The organism is Microbacterium sp. NPDC077391, from assembly GCF_040686955.1.
Taxonomy (GTDB): domain Bacteria; phylum Actinomycetota; class Actinomycetes; order Actinomycetales; family Microbacteriaceae; genus Microbacterium; species Microbacterium commune.
Genome location: NZ_JBFBMI010000004.1, coordinates 1 through 24,497, shown reverse-complemented (window position 1 = coordinate 24,497; position 24,497 = coordinate 1). Strand labels below are relative to the sequence as shown.

At 58.1% G+C, this 24,497-nt stretch carries 31 protein-coding genes and 1 tRNA gene; 28 read left to right on the top strand and 4 right to left on the bottom strand.

The window, feature by feature from the left end; translation table 11 throughout:
* Positions 1 to 105: 105 nt before the first annotated feature.
* From AB0O65_RS10950 to AB0O65_RS10915, 8 genes are all read left to right on the top strand, one after another.
* A complete protein-coding gene (locus AB0O65_RS10950) occupies positions 106 to 444 on the top strand; it encodes a hypothetical protein (protein WP_363385068.1) in 339 nt (112 codons plus the stop codon).
* Between the two features lie 24 nt (positions 445 to 468).
* Positions 469 to 541: transfer RNA gene (locus AB0O65_RS10945), tRNA-Leu, on the top strand.
* Between the two features lie 24 nt (positions 542 to 565).
* Positions 566 to 1,168, top strand: a complete 603-nt coding sequence (locus AB0O65_RS10940) for a hypothetical protein (RefSeq protein WP_363385065.1) — start codon at positions 566 to 568, stop codon at positions 1,166 to 1,168.
* Positions 1,169 to 1,559: 391 nt separating this feature from the next.
* Complete coding sequence (locus tag AB0O65_RS10935; RefSeq protein WP_363385062.1) at positions 1,560 to 2,795, top strand: hypothetical protein; 1,236 nt, start codon at positions 1,560 to 1,562, stop codon at positions 2,793 to 2,795.
* Positions 2,796 to 2,951: 156 nt separating this feature from the next.
* The gene (locus AB0O65_RS10930; protein ID WP_363385059.1) at positions 2,952 to 3,701 is read left to right on the top strand and encodes a hypothetical protein; all 750 of its coding nucleotides are present in this window, start codon (positions 2,952 to 2,954) and stop codon (positions 3,699 to 3,701) included.
* A gap of 190 nt (positions 3,702 to 3,891) precedes the next feature.
* Complete coding sequence (locus AB0O65_RS10925) at positions 3,892 to 4,590, top strand: hypothetical protein (RefSeq protein WP_363385056.1); 699 nt, start codon at positions 3,892 to 3,894, stop codon at positions 4,588 to 4,590.
* 137 nt (positions 4,591 to 4,727) lie between these two features.
* Positions 4,728 to 5,327 (top strand): hypothetical protein, encoded by a 600-nt coding sequence (locus AB0O65_RS10920; protein WP_363385053.1) that lies wholly within the window; start codon positions 4,728 to 4,730, stop codon positions 5,325 to 5,327.
* A gap of 237 nt (positions 5,328 to 5,564) precedes the next feature.
* On the top strand, positions 5,565 to 6,146 hold the full coding sequence (locus AB0O65_RS10915) for a hypothetical protein (protein ID WP_363385050.1): 582 nt from the start codon (positions 5,565 to 5,567) through the stop codon (positions 6,144 to 6,146).
* Positions 6,147 to 6,213: 67 nt separating this feature from the next.
* Here AB0O65_RS10915 and AB0O65_RS10910 read toward each other — a convergent pair whose 3' ends face one another.
* Positions 6,214 to 6,471, bottom strand: a complete 258-nt coding sequence (locus tag AB0O65_RS10910; RefSeq protein ID WP_363385047.1) for a hypothetical protein — start codon at positions 6,469 to 6,471, stop codon at positions 6,214 to 6,216.
* 98 nt (positions 6,472 to 6,569) lie between these two features.
* Here AB0O65_RS10910 and AB0O65_RS10905 point away from each other — a divergent pair, with 98 nt between their 5' ends.
* The 13 genes from AB0O65_RS10905 (at position 6,570) to AB0O65_RS10845 (ending at position 15,686) form a co-directional block, all read left to right on the top strand.
* Positions 6,570 to 6,860: a hypothetical protein gene (locus AB0O65_RS10905; RefSeq protein WP_363385044.1), complete on the top strand. Its 291-nt coding sequence runs from the start codon at positions 6,570 to 6,572 to the stop codon at positions 6,858 to 6,860.
* A gap of 201 nt (positions 6,861 to 7,061) precedes the next feature.
* Positions 7,062 to 7,511 carry a TrmH family RNA methyltransferase gene (locus AB0O65_RS10900; protein WP_363385041.1) on the top strand — a complete coding sequence of 150 codons (450 nt, stop codon included), beginning with the start codon at positions 7,062 to 7,064 and terminating at the stop codon, positions 7,509 to 7,511.
* Between the two features lie 201 nt (positions 7,512 to 7,712).
* Positions 7,713 to 8,033 carry a hypothetical protein gene (locus AB0O65_RS10895; RefSeq protein ID WP_363385038.1) on the top strand — a complete coding sequence of 107 codons (321 nt, stop codon included), beginning with the start codon at positions 7,713 to 7,715 and terminating at the stop codon, positions 8,031 to 8,033.
* A 196-nt stretch (positions 8,034 to 8,229) separates the two neighbouring features.
* Positions 8,230 to 8,538, top strand: a complete 309-nt coding sequence (locus tag AB0O65_RS10890; protein WP_363385035.1) for a hypothetical protein — start codon at positions 8,230 to 8,232, stop codon at positions 8,536 to 8,538.
* 16 nt (positions 8,539 to 8,554) lie between these two features.
* Positions 8,555 to 9,166, top strand: coding sequence for a hypothetical protein (locus AB0O65_RS10885; RefSeq protein WP_363385032.1), 612 nt, complete (start codon positions 8,555 to 8,557; stop codon positions 9,164 to 9,166).
* On the top strand, positions 9,163 to 9,405 hold the full coding sequence (locus AB0O65_RS10880; RefSeq protein ID WP_363385029.1) for a hypothetical protein: 243 nt from the start codon (positions 9,163 to 9,165) through the stop codon (positions 9,403 to 9,405). Before AB0O65_RS10885 ends, AB0O65_RS10880 begins: the two co-directional genes overlap by 4 nt.
* 60 nt (positions 9,406 to 9,465) lie before the next feature.
* Positions 9,466 to 10,575, top strand: coding sequence for a hypothetical protein (locus AB0O65_RS10875; RefSeq protein ID WP_363385026.1), 1,110 nt, complete (start codon positions 9,466 to 9,468; stop codon positions 10,573 to 10,575).
* Entirely contained in the window at positions 10,562 to 11,218 is a 657-nt protein-coding gene (locus AB0O65_RS10870; protein ID WP_363385023.1) for a hypothetical protein, read from the top strand. The genes AB0O65_RS10875 and AB0O65_RS10870 overlap by 14 nt, the downstream gene beginning before the upstream one ends.
* A gap of 150 nt (positions 11,219 to 11,368) precedes the next feature.
* Positions 11,369 to 11,578 carry a hypothetical protein gene (locus AB0O65_RS10865; RefSeq protein WP_363385020.1) on the top strand — a complete coding sequence of 70 codons (210 nt, stop codon included), beginning with the start codon at positions 11,369 to 11,371 and terminating at the stop codon, positions 11,576 to 11,578.
* Between the two features lie 329 nt (positions 11,579 to 11,907).
* Complete coding sequence (locus AB0O65_RS10860) at positions 11,908 to 12,678, top strand: hypothetical protein (protein WP_363385017.1); 771 nt, start codon at positions 11,908 to 11,910, stop codon at positions 12,676 to 12,678.
* A 416-nt stretch (positions 12,679 to 13,094) separates the two neighbouring features.
* Positions 13,095 to 13,403 carry a hypothetical protein gene (locus AB0O65_RS10855; protein ID WP_363385015.1) on the top strand — a complete coding sequence of 103 codons (309 nt, stop codon included), beginning with the start codon at positions 13,095 to 13,097 and terminating at the stop codon, positions 13,401 to 13,403.
* Positions 13,404 to 13,454: 51 nt separating this feature from the next.
* Positions 13,455 to 14,276 carry a M50 family metallopeptidase gene (locus AB0O65_RS10850; RefSeq protein WP_363385012.1) on the top strand — a complete coding sequence of 274 codons (822 nt, stop codon included), beginning with the start codon at positions 13,455 to 13,457 and terminating at the stop codon, positions 14,274 to 14,276.
* 177 nt (positions 14,277 to 14,453) lie between these two features.
* A complete protein-coding gene (locus AB0O65_RS10845; protein WP_363385009.1) occupies positions 14,454 to 15,686 on the top strand; it encodes a hypothetical protein in 1,233 nt (410 codons plus the stop codon).
* Positions 15,687 to 15,747: 61 nt separating this feature from the next.
* On the opposite strand, the gene AB0O65_RS10840 is transcribed toward AB0O65_RS10845, so the two are convergent.
* Entirely contained in the window at positions 15,748 to 16,113 is a 366-nt protein-coding gene (locus AB0O65_RS10840; protein WP_363385006.1) for a DUF3846 domain-containing protein, read from the bottom strand.
* 104 nt (positions 16,114 to 16,217) lie between these two features.
* On the opposite strand from AB0O65_RS10840, the gene AB0O65_RS10835 reads away from it, so the two are divergent.
* Positions 16,218 to 16,505, top strand: a complete 288-nt coding sequence (locus tag AB0O65_RS10835; RefSeq protein WP_363385003.1) for a hypothetical protein — start codon at positions 16,218 to 16,220, stop codon at positions 16,503 to 16,505.
* Positions 16,506 to 16,711: 206 nt separating this feature from the next.
* Here AB0O65_RS10835 and AB0O65_RS10830 read toward each other — a convergent pair whose 3' ends face one another.
* Positions 16,712 to 17,221 carry a hypothetical protein gene (locus AB0O65_RS10830; RefSeq protein WP_363385000.1) on the bottom strand — a complete coding sequence of 170 codons (510 nt, stop codon included), beginning with the start codon at positions 17,219 to 17,221 and terminating at the stop codon, positions 16,712 to 16,714.
* 129 nt (positions 17,222 to 17,350) lie between these two features.
* Between AB0O65_RS10830 and AB0O65_RS10825 the strand changes: the two genes are divergently transcribed.
* A complete protein-coding gene (locus AB0O65_RS10825; RefSeq protein WP_363384997.1) occupies positions 17,351 to 17,524 on the top strand; it encodes a hypothetical protein in 174 nt (57 codons plus the stop codon).
* Here AB0O65_RS10825 and AB0O65_RS10820 read toward each other — a convergent pair.
* Positions 17,518 to 18,672, bottom strand: a complete 1,155-nt coding sequence (locus AB0O65_RS10820; RefSeq protein ID WP_363384994.1) for an ArdC-like ssDNA-binding domain-containing protein — start codon at positions 18,670 to 18,672, stop codon at positions 17,518 to 17,520. The two genes, AB0O65_RS10825 and AB0O65_RS10820, sit on opposite strands and share 7 nt — an antisense overlap.
* A gap of 104 nt (positions 18,673 to 18,776) precedes the next feature.
* Here AB0O65_RS10820 and AB0O65_RS10815 point away from each other — a divergent pair, with 104 nt between their 5' ends.
* The 5 genes from AB0O65_RS10815 (at position 18,777) to AB0O65_RS10795 (ending at position 24,406) form a co-directional block, all read left to right on the top strand.
* On the top strand, positions 18,777 to 20,387 hold the full coding sequence (locus tag AB0O65_RS10815; RefSeq protein ID WP_363384992.1) for a hypothetical protein: 1,611 nt from the start codon (positions 18,777 to 18,779) through the stop codon (positions 20,385 to 20,387).
* 121 nt (positions 20,388 to 20,508) lie between these two features.
* The gene (locus AB0O65_RS10810; protein ID WP_363384989.1) at positions 20,509 to 21,372 is read left to right on the top strand and encodes a hypothetical protein; all 864 of its coding nucleotides are present in this window, start codon (positions 20,509 to 20,511) and stop codon (positions 21,370 to 21,372) included.
* 99 nt (positions 21,373 to 21,471) lie between these two features.
* A complete protein-coding gene (locus AB0O65_RS10805; protein ID WP_363384986.1) occupies positions 21,472 to 22,212 on the top strand; it encodes a hypothetical protein in 741 nt (246 codons plus the stop codon).
* 690 nt (positions 22,213 to 22,902) lie between these two features.
* Entirely contained in the window at positions 22,903 to 23,091 is a 189-nt protein-coding gene (locus tag AB0O65_RS10800; RefSeq protein WP_363384984.1) for a hypothetical protein, read from the top strand.
* A gap of 184 nt (positions 23,092 to 23,275) precedes the next feature.
* Positions 23,276 to 24,406, top strand: coding sequence for a hypothetical protein (locus tag AB0O65_RS10795; RefSeq protein WP_363384981.1), 1,131 nt, complete (start codon positions 23,276 to 23,278; stop codon positions 24,404 to 24,406).
* Positions 24,407 to 24,497: the final 91 nt, after the last annotated feature.

Below are 24,497 nucleotides of genomic sequence, written 5' to 3'. Positions count from 1 at the left end.
GTTCCTCTGTTCCCGTTTGAGCGGCTGAAGTTGCGTGTTTCGGGAACGCGCTCGTTAGTAATAAATCAGAACCGAGAGAGAAGGTTCACTACCCAAGGAACTGAAATGACCAAAACAACAACCACCCCAAACGCTCAAACTGCTACCGCCGCCAACGGCACTCCCTCACCTGAGGTCTTGGCAGACACATTGCTGCGCAAGCAGGTTGAGGCCGCCAATCAACGAGTCGAGGAAGTCATCCTCATCGGAAGCGCTATCCGAGCGTTGGAGAGCCTGAAGATTGCGACAAACCTAGTTCTTGAGGTTCGTGCTCGCGCTACGAAGTTTGAAGAGAACTCTGAAGCCGCATCAGAAGTCTTCGCTGCCCTTCCTGATATCAACAACCTTGATGCGCTTACGGGCTTCAAGGCTAATATCGCTCGATTGACTGACCTCTTGAGCTGACCCGCTTACCCCTTCGGGGGTTCCCCCTGTGTAGCCCAACGGTAGAGGCACTCGGTTCAGAGCCGAGACAGTGAGAGTTCAAATCTCTCCACAGGGACAGTTGAAGATGAAGGAGACAACTATGGAAGGACGACTAGTAAACACAATCAGGATCAGTGGACGATCACTCAAGCTGCTTGACCTTGGCTTCGAGGCGTCGAATACATTCTCCCTAGAGAACGCGCTGCGTACCGTGTTCCCTGAGGTGGAGTTCATCCCCACCCTTCAGCCGTTCCCTTCCTGCGAGGTGGTTCAACGCTCTTCCACTGAGCCGTCAGAGTTCATCTTCGAGTTGCTCTTCGGCAATGATGCCAACCGTGACGGGCAGACTGCGGCAGTCGTGTTGAGCGAGGTTCTTCCTGATTGTGAGGTTCAGCTTGACCTATGGGACCCGAACCGTATGTTCGGAGAGTTCGTCCGAACAGTGTTTGTTGCCGGTGAGGCTGTAGCTGAAGAGGTCGCTGAGGTGGCCCTGTTCGGTGACGATTGGTTCCTCACGCTCACTCGTTGGGCGGATGCTCATTGGGAACTAGATGGGGACACCGTTGAAGACGCTGTTGCTCGTGATGCTCTCTTGGACTCAGAGCAAAGGGAGCATCGTCGTTTCGCCCGTATCCACCCGTGGGCGTTCGATGGTTCCGGTGCTCCTCTTCACCCTCTCCACCCAAGGTGTACAGGGTGTTGAGGTCGCAGCTGCTCACCCGCTACTCGGGTGTTCCGTTCTCCGTGGCATTCCCTCCTCGGGATCTTCTTGAGTACTACCCGCTTCCGGTGAAGGCGGTCCTTGAACCGGGAGACGACGTTGCCTACTTCGTCCCCGTCTACGCTGCGACGTTCGGCGGGAAATTCACTCCTCCTGTCGCTCACTACCTACTTACGTTCGCTCGCGTCGTAGGCGTCAAGGAGGGGAAGGCTGCGACCGTCACGCTGAGGACGGTGGAGGGTGCGGAAGTGCGTAAGCGCCTGTCTGCGCTCACTCACTTGGTTTGCTTCCGCGCTGCTCGTGAAGGTGAGCAGGTTCCTTCGTACGGTGAGCGTGTGGTTCGCGGTCTTGTTCACGGGGATCGGGCTGCCTGATGGACGAGAAGCAGTATGCGGAGCTTGATGACCTGAGTCGAAGCGCTGACGTGAGAGACCGCAAGAAGGCCGCGCAGAACCACCACGCCCCTGCGGAAATCCTTGAGCGTCTGAGTCACGATGAGTCCGATGAGGTGAAGGCGTGGGTTGCTGAGCACCGCTCCACTCCTGCGGACATCCTGTGGCGGCTGTATGAGGAGAACGCAGAGTTCGTTCGTTGGCGTCTCGCTCGCAACGTGACAGCACCTGCCGAGCTACTCATGTTGCTGAGCCGGGACGAAGACGAAGGCGTTAGGTGGCGTCTCATTGGCAACCGCGCTTTGCCGAAGGACGCGCTAGCGGTCCTCGCGACTGAGCGCGATTCAGCGTGGGCGACCACGATCCGGGAGTTCGTGGCCAAGCATCGGCTCGCTCCGCAAGACACCCTTCGTTTGCTCTCCAACGATCCATGTGACGATGTTCGCGCTGCGGTTGCGGGCAACCGTGCTACTCACCCAAGCGTCCTTGATGTGTTAGCGCGAGACAACAAGGAGAAGGTCCGCTATCAAGTAGCTCTTCATGCGCACACGCCTCTTCCCACTCTTGTTGCTCTTGCCACGGACGGGCACTCTTGGGTCCGGATTGCGGTTGCGCAGCATCGCCGCACACCCGCTGATGTCCTTGAGCGTCTGAGTCACGATGTGTCCGAGAACGTGCGGGCATGGGTTGGGGAGCACCGTTCTGCGCCCGTAGATGTCTTGTGGCGTCTATATGAGGAGAACGCGGAGGGAGTTCGCTACCGGCTAGCTAAGAACGTGAAGGCTCCTGCTGATCTGCTTACTCTCTTGAGTCATGACGAGGACGAAGACGTTCGGTGGAATGTCGTGAACAACCGTGCGCTTCCTGATGAGGCGTTACCTGCCCTCGCAACTGATCAGGGTCGCCGGAGAGGCCAAGATATCCGATCCGCAGTTGCGCTATTGGATCGCACACCATCCTCAGTTCTTCAGACTCTTGCCACAGACACTTCGTGGAACGTGCGGTCAAGTGTCGCGACAAGAAGGAAGGTTGATCTTCCGAGCTTGTCGGTTCTCCTTCATGATGACGACGCGCAGATACGTGCCGCCGCACAGTCCACCATCGAGACTGCGATGACGGAAGACATCGAAGCGTTCGTGCGTGAGTCTCAGGACGTTCCGTTAGATGTGGACCTCTCAGGCTTTCCTCGCGAGGTGCTCCTTCAGTACCTCTACTGAAGCCTGACCCATCCATCTATTGGGTGAGAAGTAAGGGACACGTTCTGCGGTTCCTCAAGTTCCTGCGTCACTGCCCAACATGCCCGTTTCGGGAACGTGCTCGTTAGGGATAACTAAGCGACACCCCAACGTCGCTCTCTAACAAGAAGGAACAGCATGTTTGAATACACTCCCGGCACCATCACAGGCGAAGAGAACCCATATGCCTTAACCGAGATCGCACGCACCACAATCAACCGCAAGGACTTACGCACTCTCGCAGAGGTGGGAAACGGCTACGCACAGAAGGCTGTGGCATCCAACGAATACGCCCCTGTTGATGTGTTGGCAATGCTTGCCACAAGCAGTAACAGCTACGTGCGTCGTGCTGTAGCGCTCAATGAGAAGAGCGATGAAGCGATCCTCCGTCTCCTCGCTGAGGACGAGAACTCTTGGGTTCGTCAGGCGGTCGCTGCGCACCCTGCCGCACCTCAGGACGTGCTTCTACTTCTAGCGAGTGATGAGAACCCGTTCGTCTGCCGCAACGTTGCTAAACGCCCCGAAGCTGACGCTGACGCCCTTCATGCTGTCGCGCTGAGCGGCGACACGTATGCGATGTATCAGGTGGCAGTGAACCCAAACACTGCTGTGGAGACGTTGACGCTTCTTTCCGATGAGACCGACAGGTGGGTTCTGTACGGGCTAGCTCGGAACTCACACACTCCTTCCATCATCAGGAACAGCACGAAGGTGAAGGCTGCTGTGGCTGCGTTGAAGGCGATGTGGGCTGAGCAGTCCAAGGTCGAGACTGTCGCTCCTGTACTTGAAGGCAGCTTGTTGGACGCCCTGCCTGACGACGACGATGATGCCGTTTCGGACGTGACTGAAGACTTCGTAGAGAGTCTCCTTAGCCGCCTTGCCGCTTGACGTGGAACCCTCGCTCAATCGCTAGGAGCGAGGGTTCGCTTGTCCCTCTACTTCTCACCCAATAGGCGGGGGGACACGTTTCGACGTTCCTGTTTCCCGTCTGAATGGCTGAGGTTGCGAGTTTCGGGAACGTGGTCGTTAGAGATAACTAAGCGATACCCCAACGTCGCTCTCTAACGAAGGAATGGCAATGAACACAGCAGCTACAGATGAATGGGCTTGGAACCAAACGCGGAGCGACAGCGCTTTTGCTCGATGGGAGGTGGCCGACCACAAGGACACCCCCGGTGAGGTGTTGGAGTTCTTAAGCCGAGACCACGTAGAGGAGGTGTTGATCAACGTAGCCCACAACCCTTCCACTCCCGCATCTGCCCTGAGGTTGTTGTCGCGTCACCGGAGCATCATCGTTCGACGTGCTGTTGCCCTGAACACTACGACTCCCCCTGACGTTCTTGATTTCCTTAGTAGGGACAGCGACGCGGAAGTGCGGGTTGATGTAGCGGAAAACGGTTGTACGTCACCTAGCACGCTCAGGACACTGTCCACGCACAGCGATAGAACCATTCGCAGACTCGTGGCGAAGAACCCGAACACACCCCAAGAGGTGTTGCTTGAGTTCGTAAAGGTTGAGGACGATGACTTTCGCATGGATGTGATCAACAATCCCTCCGCTTCACTTTCCACTCTTGTAGCGGTGCTCGACGTATCCGATTACACAAGCTACGTAGCTCAGCAGGAGTTGTTGGAACGCATAGATGTCCATACGTACACAGATGAGGAGTTGGAGCGCGCAGTGGCTGAAAGGTACGCGTCCTCAGATGACGTTGATCTCACATACCTTTCGGAATGGTCCCGGGATCTTCTCGTCGGTTGGCTTACCTCCGTCTGACTTACGTCGGCGTCATCCCTCCGCTTCTCACCCAATAGGCGAGGGGACACGCTTTGCCGTTCCTGCTCAACTGTCATGATGCGCGTTTCGGGAACGCCGGTTGTTAGGGATAGAGGGACTACAACAGGAGTTCCCCAATGTCCATCTCACTACTCATCGCCCTTGACCTTGACAACACGGTCGCTGACTTCACAGGCGGTTTCGCTCAATGGTTGAAACAACAACCCGAATTCAAGAACCGCCCACTACCGCATCACAGCGTGTACGACCTTGTGGAGTCCGGTTGGTTCACTTCCCACGAAGAGTTCATCCACTACTTCCACGCGGCTGAAGAGGATGGTCTGTACACGTCTCTGTCTCCATACGAAGGAGCGGTTGCCGTGCTGAGAGAGATCGCCTCCGAGCACCGGCACACGTTCAAGGCTGTGACCGCTCGTAGGGAGGTGTTCGCTGAGGACACAGCAGAGTGGCTACGCCGCCACGGTGTTCCCGTCACCAAGGTGGTTCACACTGAGGCGAAGGAGTTCGAGACCGCTGACCTCTTCATTGATGACGCTCCCTCACAGATAGGGAAGCTGTTCGGGCAGCGTGAGCTTCTCGTTCCTACGCAGCTGTACAACGGTCACCTTGCGGCAGGATGCCACTTCGCTGAGTGGTCTGACGTGCCTCGTCGCGTGTCCGCCGTGGCTAGCAGGGATCGTCTACCTCGTGAGTATGTGGCGCAACTCGCTGCGTGACGCTCCTCCTCCTGCTGACCCCCGCTCTGAACCGGAGCGGGGTTCTTCTGTCTCCGCTGTGTCCACACTCCGTTTCCGGGGATCACGGACAGAGCCGTTCAACCGTTCCCGATCTGCCGATATCAGAGGTAACAGAAAGGACCGGGAGGCACGATGACACTTGACGCTCTACAAGCTCCCCTCACACCCCAACAGGCTCGCCTGTTCCGTCTGCTCAGTGAGGACGAGAACCCATACGTGAGGAAGAACCTCGCGAAGAACCCTGCCTGCCCCGCAGACATCCTTGACGTGCTAGCCGATGATGCGAACGAGTACGTGCGATACGAGGTCGCCAAGCACCTGAGCACCCCCGCTCCTGCGCTCGCTCGTCTCGCCCGCTCAGACAACGACTTCGTTCGTGGTGCGGTGGCGAACAACGCCAACACCTCATCAAGGACTCTTCACAGCCTCTGTGCTGATGCGAACTTCTACGTGCGCTTGGGTGTAGCGAAGCACCCCGACACCTCCCCTGCGGTGCTCTCACGCCTAGCGACCGATGCGGAGGTTGGTGTGCGTGCCGCTGTGGCAGCTCACGTCCGTACTACTCCGAGCGTTCTTGCCCGTCTGTCTCAGGACCCTGCGGTGAAGGTTCGTCGGACTGTGGCGCTCAACCGTTCCACATTCCTGTCAACGCTTGATGCTCTCGCGCAGGACAGGGACAGTAGCGTGCGTGGCTCCGTGGCCGCGAACCCTTCCACCCGTCGTGAAACCCAACAGTTGCTTGCCGTGGACGCTGACGCTCGTGTCCGTTCGCAAGTCGCTCTCCACGTCGGAACCTGACTTCCGCACCGCAAAGCAGAAGACCCACCCTGAACGCTCTCGGGTGGGTCTTCTCGCTTCTGCCTGCTTAGTGGCTACTGACCTCCATGAACAGGCTGTAGTCGAGCAGTGAGGCGGCGACGGCAAGGACGTTCTCTGAAGCAGGGTTGATGTCTTTCTCGATGAGGATGAACGTCGCGACAGCGAATGCGCCCTGAAGGGTCATGCCCTCGTCAGTCACGATGCGTGACCGCAATTCTGCTCGGTGACGTTCGAAGACCTTGACGCTCTCAGCGGAGGAGAGGAACTCAATCAGTTGGGGGTTTGTGATCAGGAGGTTTGGCATACGTCGAAACGTAGGCCGGGCAGCCGACAAGTTTTCATACTCGGTTTGCCGTGGAGGGCCGATATTGAAACTACAACCCCAACTCGAAGGAGGATTTCATGTTCACAACCATCTCAGAAACACAAGCAGACCAACTCGTCAACCAAGTGAGGAAGACAACCGGCGACGCGTCTGACTACGTTCTATACGACGTGCTGTTAGGCGAGAGAACCTGTCTCGGCGTCGTTACATCGGACATCGCAACAGCTACCGACGCCACGGTTTCCTACCTCAAGCGTTGCGGCTTGGAGGACCGTTGGAGCGGTCTTGTGCTGAAGCAGCCGCACGGTGCTCAGCATCATCTCTTGGTGATACCCGGCATCGCTGTCGCTCGCTCTGTCGAAGGGTGATCGCGGCTCGGTTGCTCAAGTTGATACCCCTGCCTTCGCGGTGGGGGTTCTTCTTTGCGTCCCGCGCCTATTGGGTGAGAAGTAGGGGGACACGTTTTACCGTTCCCGCTCAAACCTTGTTCCGCCTATTTCAGGAACGCCTCTCGTTAGGAACAACTGAGCAACATCCCCAACGTTGCCCTAACAAGAAGGAACACAGAAATGAGGAACAAGCGCAACACATTCGGCATCGGCATCTTCAACCCGAAGAAGGAGGTGAACCTAGGCACCCTGACTCGAAGCGCCTTCATCATGGGCGCAGACTTCGTCTTCACAATCGGAGGTAGCGAGTCAGCCTACTTAGGCTCAGACACCACTCAATCCAAACGTCACATGCCGTTCCTGCGGTTCGCATCGTTTGAAGAGGCTCGCCGCGTCCTGTGGCAATACAACTTCGTAGCGGTTGAGCAAGGCGGACAGAGCCTCGCGACCTTCACCCACCCCAAGCAAGCGGCTTACCTCTTGGGAAGCGAGGTGGAGGGGCTGCCCGCTGATGCGATGGAGGGCAGTGATGCGGTCGTTCAGATCGAGACCTTTCGCCCGTTCAGTCTGAACGTTGCACAGACCGGCGGCATCGTTCTCTATGACCGTATTGCCAAGTTCTCTCGCTGAGGCTCTTCGGACCCCCATCCATTCTCGGGTGGGGGTTCTTCTTTGTCCTCTCACTTCTCACCCAATAGGCAGAGGGGACACGTTTTATCGTTCCCTATTTTCCTGAAACAGGCCCAACTACGCAGTTTCGAGAACACGTCTCGTTAGGAACAAAACAAGCAACATCCCCAACGTTGCTCCTAACAAGAAGGAAACACAGAAATGTCGAACTACACCTCATCCCTCGAAGCCGTTTACGCAATCCGTGACAACGCTTCCCCTGCCCCACGGAACGAGAACCGCCTCGTTGCCTACCTGAGCAGCCAATTCAGGGTCACCCGTGGAGGCCTCATCATCAACGGCACACTGCTTGCGATCATCATCATCCTTGCTATCGCTGAAATCGCTGTCCTCGGTTTCACAGACATCGCTCTTGGCCCTGTGTCCACTGAAGCTCCTGCTGTGTGGATGTCTGAAGACGGCTACACCTACTACGGCGAAAGCGAAGCAATCATCGGTTCCTCCTTACAAGGCGGTGAGTGATGGCCCGCTCACACCGTTACGACAGCGACGACTTCAACCCTGCCGCGTTCCACTCGGACGAATGTGACGACTGCGGACACCCACTGTCAGGCAACGGCTCGTTCGTTCAAGACGCTGAGGGCTACACCGCCTATGTCTGCCGTCCTTGCGCTCGGTTCATCAACGCATCTCTTGACCTGACCGTGGAAGTGGTCAGATGAACGGAACCCCGTCTCCTGCTCTTGTCGCGGGAGCGGGGTTCTCGCTTGTGGACAGCATCTACGCCGCAAGCCCATACGAGGACCTGAACGAAGACGCCCTCTACACAGCGGCGATGCTGCGTGTGCTCCGTGACACCTACTGCCTCACCGGAACAGCACCGCACCCGTCGCTCATTTGGTGGCTCATGGAAGGACAGCACTCCGCTGCTCTTTCCCTGTTGCTGACGCACGACCTGATTGACGTGGATCTGCTTCCGACAGTCCGGCAGCTACTCACCGAGCTAGCCGTTCTCGAAACGCGCTGACCGACCGATATAGAAGGTGACCCCCAACAACCTGAAGGAGGCCTACATGAAATTGACTCACGCTCTCGCGCTCATCATTGCGAGCGCTACTGCTGCCGGAGGCGCTTACTCCGCAGGCGCATTCGTATCACTGAGCCTTGCCGGTGCGCACACTCCCACCGTGACATCTACCGCTCAACCTGCTGAAAGCTCAGCCTCAGAGCGCACCGGAGCATCTACTGAAGAGCACACCCCTGAAGTGGTGACTCATGACACTGACCCTGCTACTGAGCAGCTAGCTGTTCCTGAGCAAACCGCTGAACCTACAGCTTCCGTCACGACCGACGAAGAAGGTGTCGCGGTTGGCGGTGACACCACCATCGTGTATCCCGACACCTGCGTGTTCGTTCACGACGGAACAGAGGTTGTGCTTGCCCCATACAGCGACCTCTGTTCTCAGCAACAGCTTGCGGCGGAGAGCATCGTCACGAACGACGTTGAAGGTATTTCGTTCAGCGTTCTCATCATTGCGAGCGGAGACGGAACTTACTCCACCACTGTGAATGGCTACACAGTCTCCGACAGCGGCTCAGTTCCTGAAAGTCTTCTCAGCACATATGACGCCCTCAGCAGGGAGGTGCGCTCATGAAAGACACGCTCAGCGTCCTCGGCTCAATCCTGCTCTTCGTGATCGCGGTTCTAGCCTCAGTCGCGCTCTTCACATACGAGCCTGAGACCACCCGCTACTACTGCCCCGCTGACGGTGCGGGCTTCGTGGCAGACACCATTCAGTTCCCCGCCTGCGCACCGGGCGTGATCGGCTACGACGTTCAGCTGCGCGACGGCTACAACGAGTTCACCACTGCTCCTGTCTACGCGGAGAGCTGACCCACCGCCGCCCCATAGAGAAAGGGGAACCAACCACCACAACCACCAAGGAGAAACATCATGAAAATCAAGAAACGAAACATCGCTCTCGCAGGGCTAGCGGCTTCAGTCGCTCTCCTGCTTGCTACCCCCACCGCCGCGTTTGCGGCACCGTTCATCCCGGACGGTTCAGCACCCTACGGTGCGGACACCATCTGCTACTTCGACGGCGACCTTGCGACAGAGGACGCTTCCGCCTCCACCTGTTCACCGATCCCCTCCACCTCATGGGGAACAGTCGAGATCCCAACAGCCACCACCGACTTCCTCACCAACGCGCAACTGAGTGCTCTTGATTGGGTCGGCTTTGTCGCCAACCAAGGTTCCACACAGAGCGGCACCCCCGGCACGAACAGCAACAACTTCTACGTTGCCCCTTCTGACCCTGCCGCTCTACCATTCATCGGCTCCTCCACACTCACCGTGTTCGGACACAACACTGAGGTAGCTGAGGTCACAGGCGTCAGCGCCTACTTCGTGGCGGACAGCACCATCGTTGCTTCCGCTGACCCTTACGCCTCCGTGCCCTCCGGTTCCCGCTCAACGCTCGTCAGTGACGGCCGCGCTGTCCCGGTACCTGTCACCCCTCTTGGCGACGGCAGCTACGACGTGACTCTTACTGCCCATTCACCTACTTGGTCTTGGAGCACTGACGGGACTCTCAACGGTTACGGATGGTCAGGACAAATCGTCATCGTGATCGAGGGGACATCGAACGGCGAAGCGGTCACTCAGGTCGTGCGTAACGGTCTGAACTTCTACTCCTCCTTCCTTTACGACATCCGCAACTTCTACGTGGACGCTCCGTTGAACGAAGGAGAGGTCGGTGTCGCAGGAGGCAGTTACCCAATCACAGGCGAGGTTCGTGGCATCGCTTCTCCACCTGTGGTTGTGGAACCTCCCGTGGTTGAACCTCCTGTCGTAAAGCCACCTGTTGTGGAACCTCCTGTTGTTCAGCCACCTGTGACTCCTGAGCCTGAACCAACCCCTGATGGTCCTCGTGTGGAGTCCGGTGCGGACACCTCTCAACCTCTGAGCGTGTGGTTCCCTATCGCTCTCGCCGCTGCTGTGCTGATGGGGCTGTTCCCTACCCTCTTCGCCCTTCGCAGGAGAGAACGTGCTGAGCAGTAAGACTCTCGCGACCGTGATGCTCGGTATGGCGACAGCGGGGATGGTGGTGACGGGGCTTCTCCTTGTCACCCCACCCGCTGTTTCCATTCCTCCTGTTGAGGTGGAGTCGTCACCGGTTGTCACCATGCCTTTCCCCGACCTCTCCTCGTCCACGCCTGATGAGTCGGTTCCTGACGATGTGGGGGACGACGAAACGGACAACCCACCATCGACCACCGACGATGAAGAAGAGGTGGGCACTGCGGGTGTCATCTCCCTCCCTGTTACGGGGTTCTCCGCGCCGTTGAGCGAGACAAGCACCGTGAATGGGGTGGTCACCCCTCCTGACTTCAAGCACGCCTTCCGCGTCACTGACGTTGCCGCTGAGGTTTACGTGACTCATTCCTGCCGCTTCGAGCAGTGCCTCGGGAACGCGCTGTTCAACCTTCGCTCAGGAGAGGTGTTCGCACAGAGAGGGCAGACGCTGTGGGTGGATGGGAAGCGCTACACGGTCACGGAGGTTCGCACCTTGGCGAAGGACAAACTGCCGTTCGACTCGGTGTGGAAGACGGACGGCGTTGCCGTGATCACATGCTTCCAAAACAAGGATCTGACACCGAGCACGAAAAATCTCGTCGTCGTCGCTCAACCTGCCGATATTTAGAGTGAGGAACTTCAAGCCTCAGTCATTAGTTATTCCGAAAGGTAGGGTCTCGCCCTCTTGGTGGTCATCCAAGAGGGCGAGTTCTGTTTCCGCTAGTCCACACTTTCGGTTTTCACCCGATATAGACAGTGACCCAACAAGGAGGCTCACATGTCTATCTCATCCACTCTCTCAAAAATCGTTCCCGCTGCTGTAGCTGTTGCTCTGCTCGCAACCGTGACCGGTTGCTCTGCTGATGCGCCGGTTTCAGAGCCAACACCCATCGTCGTTGTGGAAGGTGCCGTAGGTGTTGGTAGCACACCGGAACCCATCGTCACCGTCACAGGTGAGGTTGGTGTCGGCACTGACGCTATTGGGTGAGAAGCAGAGGGACACGTTTCACCGTTCCCCGCTCGTCCTGCTCAACCCCCATCTGACCCAATCGGGAACGACCGTCGTTAGAGATACATAAGCAACAGCCCCAACGTTGCCCTACCAAGAAGGAACACAAATGAACTCATTACACGTCCCGCCCGCGCTAGTGGTTTCCGTCCTACTGCTTGCTGCGTTCATCATCATCTCGGTCCTAGTCACAGGCATCATCACCACTCCACCTATTGACCCGAGTGACGTGCCTGACAGCGGCGGTCTCGGTTGGCTACCCGGTGAGCCGATCTCTTAAGACACCCCAACAACCAAGGAGACTCAGAATGGAGTACAAGTTACAAACACAACCCGCAACACCTGAACGCGAGAAGGAAGTAGAAGCAGTCGAGCTTCTGAAGGATGAGCCACTCAGTTTTCAAGTTGGCTTCTACCATCTCGTAGACGGTCTGATGCTCTACCCCGAGCATCACGCTAAGCTCCGCGAACAACGACGTTTCAAAGACCTGAACGCACCGTTCAAGGAAGCACACTACATATCCACGAGGACAGTAGGCGCTCTGATGGAGAACCGTTGGTCACATCGAGAGCTATCGCATAAGCAGTGGGTAGCCGAATACACACGAACCGTGCTGCCCTACACCTCACTCACCCATCTAGCCCGTCGTGCTGCTCGCGGAGTTGGTCTGAGCGACAAGCCCGCTGACTTGAACTTCATCCTCAATAGCTTGTGGGTCCGCATCTTCACACAGACCGAAGAAGGTTGGACTCGTGAGGTCGCCGCTCGGGATTACGTTACAGCTACTGACGGCTCATGCTCGTTAGGTAGCGGCGAAGACGAGTCCAAACACCACATCGACCTTGTATCCCCCCTTGCCGGATATCAGGTGAAGACACCACGCTTCCTGTGCGTCGCGCACAACCCCGGTCATCGCGCAGATCAGCTCAACAATTTCCGCGCCCAACGTGAGTGGAGCGACAGAAACGGATTGCCCGTCTACTACCTCGTTTACGACAACGGAGTGGTTTCTAAGTTCACGCTCGAAGAAGCTGAGCGGATGTGCGGTCTCAACCCCTTTCGCCTAGCGCTCTCATAACAAGTCAGAAGCCCTCATCATTCATCCGATGAGGGCTTCTCTCGTCCCCGCACTTCTCACCCAATAGAGGGAGGGACACGTTTCACCGTTCCATCCCGAAAGGCTGAACCCTGTTGTACCCCCGGTCCCAAATGCGAGACACCTCGTGATGTGCTCGGAGAGTCCCCGATTTGCTGTTTTGCGTGTTCTTAAAAACGGCCCTGTGAGCGTTTGAGAATGTCGCACCCCTCCACTGACCCGCGTTTGGGGTTTGAGAGCGTGTACGGGGCGCACAGAGCCGTTCTGAGACGCTTTTCGGGAACGTGGTGAGTCCCGATTGTGCTTCTGAAGCAGTTTTGTGTGTTCGCGGCTGAATGTCAGACGGCCCCGGGAGGGTTGTACCCCCGGCTACAAGAGCACGAAGAACGGAAACGCAAATGACTACCATCACGGACCGCACCTACTCGCTTCGTCAGGCAGCTGACCTGACCGGGTTCTCAACGGGCAAGTTCCGCTACCAAAAGGACACACTGCTCGCTCACGGAGCGACCATCACCGATGAAGGTTGGCGCATCCCGCACTCCACTCTTGAGCAGCTCGGGTGGTTGGGTGTGAAGACCCCGAAGGCACTCCCCTCCGCTCCGTCCGCGTTGGAGGTTGCTGAGGCTCGTATCCGTGAGCTTGAAGCTGAACTGCTCGCGTTGCGTGAGCAGAAGCGTCCGATCTTCGGGCGTCGCTCGAAGTAGCGTGAACTAACCGATTGTGTTTGTAACCCCCAACACAAACCGGAGACACTGATGCTGACCTACCTGACTCGCGCACCGCGCCACCTCTTGATGCTGATTGACACTGTCATCCACGAGGTAGGACACACGGTTGCGTTGCTTCCTCTCGGGACGAGCCTCAGCATCCGTGTGCGTGCCGACGGCACCGGGGTGACGCACGGCTCAACAGGTGTGCTTGGTGATGGATGGTTCGCTGCTCCCGCTCGCATCTTGAACCTGTTCGCCGGTTACGCTGCGCCTGTCCTCTTCGGGCTGTTCATCGCGCTTACCGCTTGGCAGGAGACAGTGGTGATCTCGGGGTGGTGGCCGGTGGTTGCTGTCCTGTGGTTGGTTGCCGCCGTGCTCACCACTCTCCACCTCACCTCGGCAGGTGTGCTCGTGCTGCTCGGTTCTTGGGTGGGGGTCGTGCTCGCACTAGCGAATGCTCCGGCCCCCGTGAACACCACGCAGCTGACCGGCGCGGAGCTTGTCCTGTGGCTTCTGTTCTACGTGGGTGCGGTCATCACCCTCTCAATCCGCTCCCTGTTCACGCTCGTCGCCGCCGCCCTGTGGCTCACCGTCGCTTGGTTGCTGTCGTTGCCTGTCACCAACCCGGCTAGTCAGACGGCAGGCGTGTGGCTCCTCGTAGTGTTCGGCGCTGTCATCTTCTTCAGCGGGGTCTTCTCCATAATCGGGATCTCCCGCTCTACGGTCACGGGCGGTGGGAGTGACTTCCATCTGCTCTCGGAGAGCTTCGGCGGTGCCGCCCTCGGTTGGTTCATCACCTTCCTTGTCCTCCTGACAGCCGCAGTCGTGGTCACGCTCCTCCTCTTCTTCAACGGCATCACCACCTGAACCCACCCTTCATCTCACTCGAAGCCCTCGTCGCTCAACGGTGAGGGCTTCTTCCTTGGGGTCGGGGACGGACTTAACCGAACCTCGAAACGTGTCCCCTCACTTCTCACCCAATAGGGTCTCGGCTGCCGATATAGAAGGTGAACCTGAAAAAGGTGATCCCCAAGGAGACCAAATATGTGTAAGTCCATTGCCGAAGGTGGAGAGCGTTGCCTCTACTCGCTCTACCAACCCCGACTCAACCGCTTAGAAGCAACACTGAACAAGAAAGAGGAAGAGCTTGCGGCGCTGTACCGCTTGAAGATGAAACCTGCGGACGTTCTCAGACGCATCCGAGAGCTAGAAGCCACCATCGCTCACAAGCGTTCCTACCTCGCTCAAGTGGAGAACCGCGTCGTCTCACTGTCTGACGGCAACACCTTCGAGAGTGAAGCCACACGAGTTGAGGAAGACATCCGTGTCCTTGAGGAAGAAGTGGAAGACCTGAAGTACATCGACTCCAAAGCGTTCAGGCGCAAGATCAAAGGTCTTGAAGCGACCATCGCTCGGAAGAAGCAAGAGTTGGAGGAACTGAACGCTGAAGCTGCGGTAGCGAAAGCGGACTACGAGGAAGAGAAGGCTGCCGTCGCTGCGGAGTCTGAGGCCAAGAAGATCCAAGAACTGAACAGCGCCACGTTGAAGCGCATGTACAACGAGGACTCGGATATCCCTCGTGACTTCCATTTCCTGCTCACACCGGACGAGCGTGAGTGGGTTGAGAAGAACCGTGGCGAAGAGAGCGCGTCTGAGTTCCTGCTACTCCGTTCCATCACCGCCCCTGCTGTGTTCCCCACAGCTACTGCCGCGGCACTGTTGGAGTCACGTCCTAAGAAGACCCGCCACGACACATCCTCAGCACGCTCGGTTGAGTTGAAGAACGCAGGGACAGACCGTGAGGTGCCCGGTCGTAGACCGTCCGTGGACAAGCGCGTGCGTGACGCTGAGGTCTTCATCAAGGGTGACGTTCAAGGTCGTGCGGTCCTGCGCTACTACGAAGCTCAAATGGCTGACTCATACGGTCTCTCCATGAACCAATACGCTCGTCGCCGTGCGCTCGGTCTTGACCTGTACGAGAACGACGGCCACGTTGGTGTCGCGGCGGGGCAGGCTCGTTTGGCCGCGTTCGCTAAGAAGGAGCATCGCGCCTTCATCCCGAACCTGAACCCCGAGACAGGTCGCTACACAGTGGACAGCGCCGAGGACCTTGCTGAGTTCCGTAGGAACGTGGACCTCCAAGCCCAACGCGACGCATACGAGAGGACCGCTGAGAAGTTCGGTCATGACATCACGGGAACGGTGTTCGCTCGCTACTTCGATGAGATGCCTGACGAAGCACTACCCTTCGACGCGCATCACCGCGTAGCCGCTTGACCTCGTTCGAACAGAAAGCCCCACCACGGATGGACTGTGGTGGGGTTCTCTCCTGTCTTCGTCACATCAAGAGTGCTTGCTTGTGGGCGTTTCTGATGATGCTGACCTGTTCAGGAGTGAGCGTCTCCGTGGCACCCGTCTTGTCGTTCCCACTGAGGAACAGTCCTGCTCCGTGGATGGGCTGAAAGTAGTGACCGAACGCGATGGTGATATTCGTGAGGACGGTGTTCACCTGAGGTTCGCTGACGAGCATTCCTTCGTCATCGACCCAAAGGTCGATGCTGTCGGTAAGTCGGATGACATCCACTGCTCGGCAGTCGAGGTAGTGGTAGAGCGACTTCAGGGTTGAGCCGTTGTCCTGACGCAGCTCGACGTCCCACAGTTGGGAGTCATCGGGCTTTAAGAGCAGACCGTTGAGGAGCGTCATAGATGAAAACTACCGGGTGGCGCAGACAGCCTCATCATGCGTTCCGTTCCCGAAATTGTCACAGCTGCCGATATTGAAAGTGACCCCAACTGAGGAGCACGACTATGGCATTGACACTTGAAGAGAAACGGCTGAACCGCGCTAGACGGGCCTTCGAGAACCATCCTGAGCAGGAAGCACTGTTTACCGAATGGTGGCGGATGCGTCAGGACTATCTATTGACCCCTGCGGGGGCGGTGCTGTTCCGCTTAGAGGCGATGGAGTTCCTGAGGAACGCTCGCTTCATGCCACCTACTTCCCGCTACGAGGATGGTTACGCTGCGGCTGTGGCGTTCCTGCGGTTCGCTGCGCTCCTTGACACGGTGGTCGGCGTCCTTCACCCGGAGAGGTGAGTGCTGTGGTGGACGGACGGAACCCACCACAGCAGGGAGGCTACGAACTCGCCCGAAGGAGGTTACGAACTCGCCCGAAGGAGGTTACGAACGAGTTGGCTTCTCAACCGTTTACTCACCTTCGATATCGGTCGCTCTGCTTGTCACGAAACGACGAACCCCCACAGCCTTAGTACAGGCTGTGGGGGTTCGTTGGTGTTGAAGGGTTAGAGACCGGCCTTGGCTCGTGCCTCTTCTGCGCGCTTGGCGAGTCGCTCAGCGGTCTTGGCTGCCTTCGCGGCTTCCTTCGCGAGTTCCTCTGCCTTGCGAACAGCGGCGCTGTTCTGCGCCTTCTCAGCCTTCGCTGCTTCCCGCTTTGCGGCGGTGACGTTCTTCCGCTTCTCAGCGACGACAGCCTTGGCGACGTTCAGGGCTTCCTCTGCGTCTGCGAGTTCCTTCTCAGCCGCTTCCACACCTGCGCCACCCTGTCCGGTGAACGTGGAGGCGCTACGGGTGCGCTTGGTGTCAGCCTTCCACCCGTCTGCGGCGAGTTCCTCAAGGACGCTCACGGGAATGGAGGAACCAACCCCACGACCACCGAACGTTGCGCCCTTGGCAGCAAGGATTTCCTTGCGCTCCGTGTTGAACCAACCGATGCTTCGGTTCAGGTAGTCAGCCGCCTCAGCAAGCGTGAGAGCTTCACCCGTGGTCTCTGCCACAGCGTTCTCCTTAGCCATCAGTTCCTCCTTTCGTGATTGCTTCTTGAAACCAACAAGCGTGAACACTATAAGGCCGGAAGCGCCGCTGTCCATCTTTCGGGAACGGCTCGTTAGGAACTAGGTGCCCCAACTTTGAAGGAGACACCCATGAACCCACTTGAACCCACGCCGCATGAACGTGTTCTGATCGCCCGTGCGATAGGCGACCGTGAGCTACGTGCTGAAGCCGAGCACACCTACTACCGCACGCGGGACGGACTCAACCGTCTCATCCGTGAGGGCAGGCACATCGAGCTGCTGTTCATCGCAACGTCTCACTGAGCGTTACGCCACTGCCCGCTGCTCATCATTCCCTTGAAGACGCCGCTGACTGCTTTGATGCTGTCCTCCGCTGTCTTCCCGTTGGATTGCGCCGCCCATCCTTTGATGTAGGCGGTTGTGGACTCGGTGATCTCGGTGGACATTCCGTTGCTACGGCACAGCAGGTAGCCCAAGCTCTCCGCTTCCATCTCCATCTCCCCACGGCACCCTCCCGGCCCTGAGTGGTAGTCGTCGCGTTGAACGTGACCGGCTTTGATGTGTGCGAGTTCGTGGGCGAGGGTCTTCGCACGACTAGCAGGCGAAGCGTGTGAGTTGATGACGACTTCCCCGTTGGTAGACGCCCACCCTCCGGCGAACCCTGTGTCCTCATAACGGACTTTGTAACCTTCCGCTTCTATCGCGGAGGTGAGGTCGTCAATGAAGCCGTCCGGGGGCGTCTCGGAGAGCGAGTGCGGTTGGGGAAGAGCCTTCCCTTCTGTCTGTGTGTCTCCGAAGACCGCCACGAGACGGAACCCGACTGTTCGCATGCGCGTGAGTGGCTTCCCGTCAGCGCCCGTCATGACGTTGCCGTCCTTGTCCGTCTGCTCCACCTTTCGCTGAGATGGGGCGAAGATCCTGATTGCCTTCTCGCCCTTCTTCACGGTGCGCTCGAACTCGGCCTGCCACTTCTTGAAGCCCGCGACACGGTTGACGCTCGGGTTCTGTGCGTGGATGAGCAGTTGGTTGATGGGCGAGTAGTTGTGGAACTTCGCCATTGTGTTGAGCAGCTCAGTGAGTCGTTCACGAGTGTTGATGCTCTCGTAGGTGCTCACGATTTCCGCTTTGAAGGCGTTGACCTGTTCCTCGTATGAGTCGTACCGGGCAGTGAACGGCGTGACTCCGGCGAGTTCGTTATGCTCGGCGGTCAGAAGGTCGTAGCGGCGTCGAGCTTCCACCGCTACCTCAGCGGGTGTCGAAGCGTCCTCCACCACGGCAAGCAGCTTCTTCCGCTCGGTGGCGGTCAGAGCAAGTTGGTGTTCAGCCTCAGCGACTGCTTCTTGGAGAGCCGCATCGTCAGGGCTGTCAGCCTGTCGTTCTTTCGCCTTGGCGAGTTGAGCGGTGGCGTGTGAGTGGCAGCGTAGCCCTCCGCTTTCAATTGATAGGCACATTCGGCGTCTCCTTGGTTGAGGTTCACCTTCGATATCGGTTGTCTCGTGTCCGTTTGAGACAGGGCGACCGATATGAATAGTGACCCCAATAGAAGGAGTGCCCTATGTGTAAAGCCAAAGCTGATGGTGACCGTTGCTTCTACCACGCTTGGTTAGATTTCCAAGAGAACGCTAAACGTATTGAGCGTGACGAGCGAATACTTGCCAACGGGCAGAAGCTCACTGAGGCGGAAGAAGCCGAGCGGAAGACGCTCGCGGATACGGATCCTGAAGCGCTCACTCAGAAAGCGAAGAACCGTCTGTCGGTTCTTGAACGCATCAGAACGAACAACTCTGCTCTAACAGCAACGGAGATCCGCCACCGTGAGAACAACCTTGCGAAACGCGAGGAGCTAGAGGCTTCTTTGAACTCGACTGCTGTTGTTGACGGAGCATCCAAGCGCAAGGAGTTGTCTCTCATCCGTGGTGACGTGTTGGTCGAGTTCGCTCGCTCGGACCCGAACGCTAAGAAGCACCGTGACGCTCACACCATCAGGGAGTTCCTTGAGCGTGTGAAGGACAACCCTGACACACCTCTGAAGCGTCGTGAGATTGAAGCGGCTGACCGCATCTACCTTGCCAACCCCGAACGGTTCAACGGTCGTCATGACCTCACGGACGGGAACGGTCGCCGGTCTGCTCTGACTGCGGACAAGTTCAAGGAGCGTGTCGAGCTCGTCCGCAGGTATGAGGTGCTCAACCCTGCTCTCGCGAACCCTGAACACCGCAACGCGCACATCGTCATCAACAACCTGCGGAAGACACAGAAGGCGTTTCGGCTTGTGGTGGACTCAGTCATCCTGAGGAAGCCTTTGCCTGAAGAGGTGGTCGCTGCTCTGCCTAAGGTGTGCGCGGTTGCTTACCGTTCCGGCAAGCTGACACCTCGCACCATCACTCTCGCGATTGAGCATGACGAGCGCATGGCTGTCTACGCGTTCTATGCGGAGCGTGCGAAGGCCTACCCTCGCCTCTACGCGAACAGCACTGACCGTGAGGCGATGGACGCAGCTAGGAAGCTCATCCGTGTTGACGACCCGAAGGAACTGTCAGCGTCTCGTTTGGCAGCGCGTCAGAGGCGGGTTGAGGAATGGACTGCTCGTATCCACCGTGGTGAGTGGGCACGACAAGACGAGGTGACGTTCGCCACCATCGTTCCTACAACTCAAGCCGCAAGTACCACGAAGAGCGCGACGAAGGCGGTCACGAAGAGCGCATCAGCCTCCGTCGCGTCATCAAGCGCGTCCTCTACCAAGGGAAGCCCTAAGGGTGCTGTGGCGTCGACGGGAACACAGACGCATCAGAAGACGACTGCCGCTCAAACTCGCGTCACTACACGGACGACCCCTGCTCCTGCCGCCACCGCTGCTCCTAGTGCCCGGTCAGTCGCGGTGCCGTCCTCCCCTACGCCACCTTCACTGCCGACTGCGCCTCTGAGCAGCTCGGCTCACACGCCCATCGCTTCACCGCCTGTGATCGACCGTGGGCCTGCTCTACCGGAACGCCTTGCTACAGGTGCGTCTCTTGAGCGTCCTGCTGCTCCGGCTGTCGCTCCTACGCCCGTTGCTGATGCGCCGGTGCCTGAGAGGCCACAGGCAAAGGCTCCGGTCGCCCCTCCGCCTGTGATTGGGAATGACGTGGTTCACCGTCTACAAAGGCTGTTCAAACGAGGCAAGTGAGCTATTGCCTGAGTTGGAACGGGACACAGAAACCCGTTCCAACTTTCTTGCTCGTTCTCTGTCTGTTTCGGACACGAACTGCCGATATGGAAAGTAGAACCCGATCAGAAGGAGATCCACAATGTGTTACCCATTCCCCGGCCCGAGATGCTCGGCCCACACCCGCGACATACTTCGTGTCGCCAAGTCTGCCTACGAGGCGACTCCTACCGAAGAGAGGTTGGAGGACTACCGAAAGGCTAAGTTTGCGTACCAACAATCACCCGCAGGAATAAAGGACCTACGAGAGCAAGCCTCCGACGCTATTGCCCGAAAAGACTACGATGCGGCGATTGAATACACGAAGTTGGCCGACGTGAACGAGCGAAGCCGCGCCTCCTCCATTGCGGCATGGAAGGCACAGTCCTCTCTGACCCGACTCATCAGTGAGGCGCAAGTCGACGCTGAGGTCCCGTCTGCGTTCAAACGTCAGTGGATCGGCAACGACTACACCGACGATGACCTAATCGGATCTGCTCTTGACCGAGCCGAGAAGAGAGACTCGAACTACGACGTCGATGCCTCCTACGAAGTTGATGCTGAGAACGACCGCATCATCATCACTGCGGAATGGAACCTCAGCGAGGAAGGAACCTTGGCGGCACTTGAAAACGAGAGCTACGGTCACCTATCGCCTCTCATCCCTATCGACTACCGCCCTTCCCATGAGGAGGCAGAAGAGATCGCAAAGCAACTGAATGCCGATTACCTCGCTAACGTAGGTCAGCAATCATGGGACGACGACGAAGCTGAGCACCGCGCGCGTTGGCGTAACAGCGTGAGCCGGAACATCGTAGAGAATGTCGCACGCGACGACGAGGCGCTCGCATCTCATATCCGCGAGAACGTGATTTTCAATGAGACTCTCGCTCAAGGCGGCCCTTACTCGGGGGGAACCGTCCTTGAAGCATGGGATGAACTCTTCGGAGATGAAGACGAAGACTGACCACCACGATGCTCGGCCCTCAACCCACCCGTTCCCCAACGCGGGTGGGTTTCGTCGTTCGTGAACCGATATCGAAGGAGAACCTGAGGAGGTCTCCTGATGAGTGGAATAGATGACTTGGCCCGCGATTTGATGAAACTGCGTGCCGCTGACTTGAGCGTGGAGGAGCTTGTTGCTGCGGCATCCGCCCCGCTCCCCGCTGTCCGTGCGGTGGCTGCGCTTCACCCTCACACTCCGAAGGACACGTTGCTGTCGCTCGTGGCTGATGAGGAGTTTGAGGTGGTCGTGTCTGTTGCGCACAACCTCCGCTCCTACCGTGTCGTGACTCAAGCGCTTCTAGCGTTGGACGACGAACGGGTGCGGGCACACGTCCTCGCCTGCTCCACCCCGAACGTGGCGCTGTTCGATCCTGTAGCTAACGGCGACTACGACGATGCTTGGCACCTTCTGCGAAACGAGGAGCTTGAGCCTCGAATGCTGAGTCGCCTGTTCACGAGAGCGCTTGAGGGAGAGTTTGGCGTTTGCCGTGACAGCGAGCTGCTCGGGCTGCTCATCCTCCACCCTCACACTCCTGAGGACATCCGTTGGCAAATCGCGGAGATGGGTCAGGTGGGCTTGAATGCCTTCCTCGCTCGTTCCCCGTTCACACCACCCGAGATCCTCACTCTGCTCGCGGAGGATGAAGACACCACGGTGCGGCTCTTGGCAAGCCTGAACCCCTCACTGCCTGAGGACGTTCAGGCCGACATCCAAGCGGCGAGTGGTCTCCGTGCGGGGTTCTTCCGTTCTCTGATGGACACGGGTGCCCCATATGACCCGCAAGTTCTTCCGGTCCACTGACCCTCTGCCCTCAGCTGCTCACGTCCGGGAAGAAGTCTCGTCCGAGCAACTGTCGGCGTGGTGGAAGCGAGTACGTCGCTCTCGGGCACTTCACCTATTCGAAGGCTTCGCTCTGAACGGGCACACCCCTGCCTCCGTGCTGTCGGGCATCTACAGTCACCCCCTGACGAGTGATCCTGTCCGCGCGTTGGTTCTGCTCAACGCTGCTTGCCCCGCTCCGTTGCTTGACCGAGGGGCTGTATCCGCGTCGGTGAGCCAACGTCACGCGGCCGCGCAGAACCGCTCGACCTCAACGGCTCGGCTCCGCGCCCTGTGTACAGATGTTTACGCGAGTGTGGCTGAGAGCGCCGCGCTGAACCCTTCCACACCTACTCCTGCGCTCTTGGTCGACCGGTTGTTGACGAGCACCTCGTTGCGTTGCGTCGTGGTCGCGCAGTTGTGCGCTCGCCCGGAGGGTGTTGATGCCCTTGAGGACTACCTTCTTCGCTCCGGTCTGCCTGTTACCCGTGGGCAGCTCCCGTTCGAGTTCCTCATCAGGTATCTGCCTGAGTGATGAGGGCGGTCCCCCTACTTCTCACCCAATACGTAGGGGGGACACGTTTTACCGTTCCTCGATGTTCCCGAAACGAGCCGATATTGAAAACGACTCGTTAGAGATACCACATACCCCAACAGACTCAGGAGGTCACCATGAACAGCATCCACAGCGTCAGCGCTTTCCCGTTACGCTACTTCATCATTCTCGCAGCGGCTCTCGTTGCCGCCGCCTTTCTCGGCTTGGCCTACCAAGCAGGCATTCAGGAAATCAACGCCCACGCTGCTTCCAACTCTGATGACTTCTTCGACGGTGATCTCGGTCGCAAGATCCTCAACAAGTAAGCCTCCACCCACCTGACGGGTTTCAAGTTTTCCTCGTCAGGTTGGTCAGCGATGACCTCAAACCCCCGCCTCTTCTCTCATCCTCCATCGGCGGGGGTTTCCTCTTGCTCAAAGAAGATTTCGGGAACAGCCGATATTAGGTGTGTCCGATTGTGGACACCACCCCAACAGAAGGAGAAGCACAATGAAGCTCGTTGAACTGACCCGTCCTGACTTCCCGTTCAAGGACATCCACACCGCCTACATCCGCCCTGCGGTCACCCCACCCGCTCTGATACAACCTGCGAAGAAGCCAACTCAAGAGGAACTGAAGAACGAGCAAGCAGCTAGACGCTTCTTCGTCGTCCTTCGCGGCATCGGCTTGCTGTTCGCTCTGCTCCTGCTGTTCGCGTTCAGCTTCAGCGTCGGCGGGTTCATCATCACCGGTCTCTTCGCTGCGTTCGTGATCGCACCAAAGCCTGTGTCAGTGACCCTCACCGCATACCTGACGTGGTTGCTTACCCATTTCGCAGGCGTGGGCGTGTTCGCTCTCACAGCTATCCCTGCTGCCGTCGTTGCGGTCCTCCGTCAGGATGTGTGGCTGTCGCTCATCGCGGTCTGCCTTGTGCTGTGCCTCGTGACAGCGGCGGTGACCTCACTCGCCGTCCGTCTGATCGGCAACCGTCATCCTGCTGCGCTTGACGAGGAGGCGGAGGACCTCACTCCTGCTCAAGACATCGCTCAACGTCTACCCGAGGTGCTAGTGGACTACTACGCCCCCCTGAGTGAGTTTCGTCGTCCCACCCCGCTCCGCTCGCAGTTCGTAGATGAGCAGGCTTGGCAGGCTGCGGTCGATGATCAGAACGATTTAGTACGGCAAGAACGCCTTGTCGCCGTAAGTAGATACATCGTCAGCGTTGAGGACGATGAAGCAAAGCCGGGTGTTGTCTCTCTCGTGCTAGCAGTACGAAGCGGCGGAACTGATGATGAACTTGTCAAGCTCGCACCCGTGCTCCGGTCACAACTCAACGTCTACAGCGTTGATGAGTTCGACTACGACGCTCGTGGGGGCTTTGTCGGCTTCCGAGTAAACACGTCCGGCAAGCCAACCTCCGCGCTTGTCACACCCCGAGGTTTCCCATACCCGCTCGACACAGCTTCAAGCTCGTATAACTACATACCGTTCGGCCCGGACGCCGAACTCAACGAGGTCGGGTTCGGATTTGAGGAGTCCAACATCATCTTTGGTGGTGTGCCCGGTGGAGGTAAGTCAGTTGGTCACCGCGCATATCTGTGGGGTGTCGCTCAGCTACCGAACACTGCGATCTGCGGGTGATGGCGCTCATCGAAATTCCCCAGAGTTGCTCATCGGAATTCCTCAGGTCGCGTGGTCAGGTTAGCGCAGGTTCGTGCCGGTCGTGACGCGG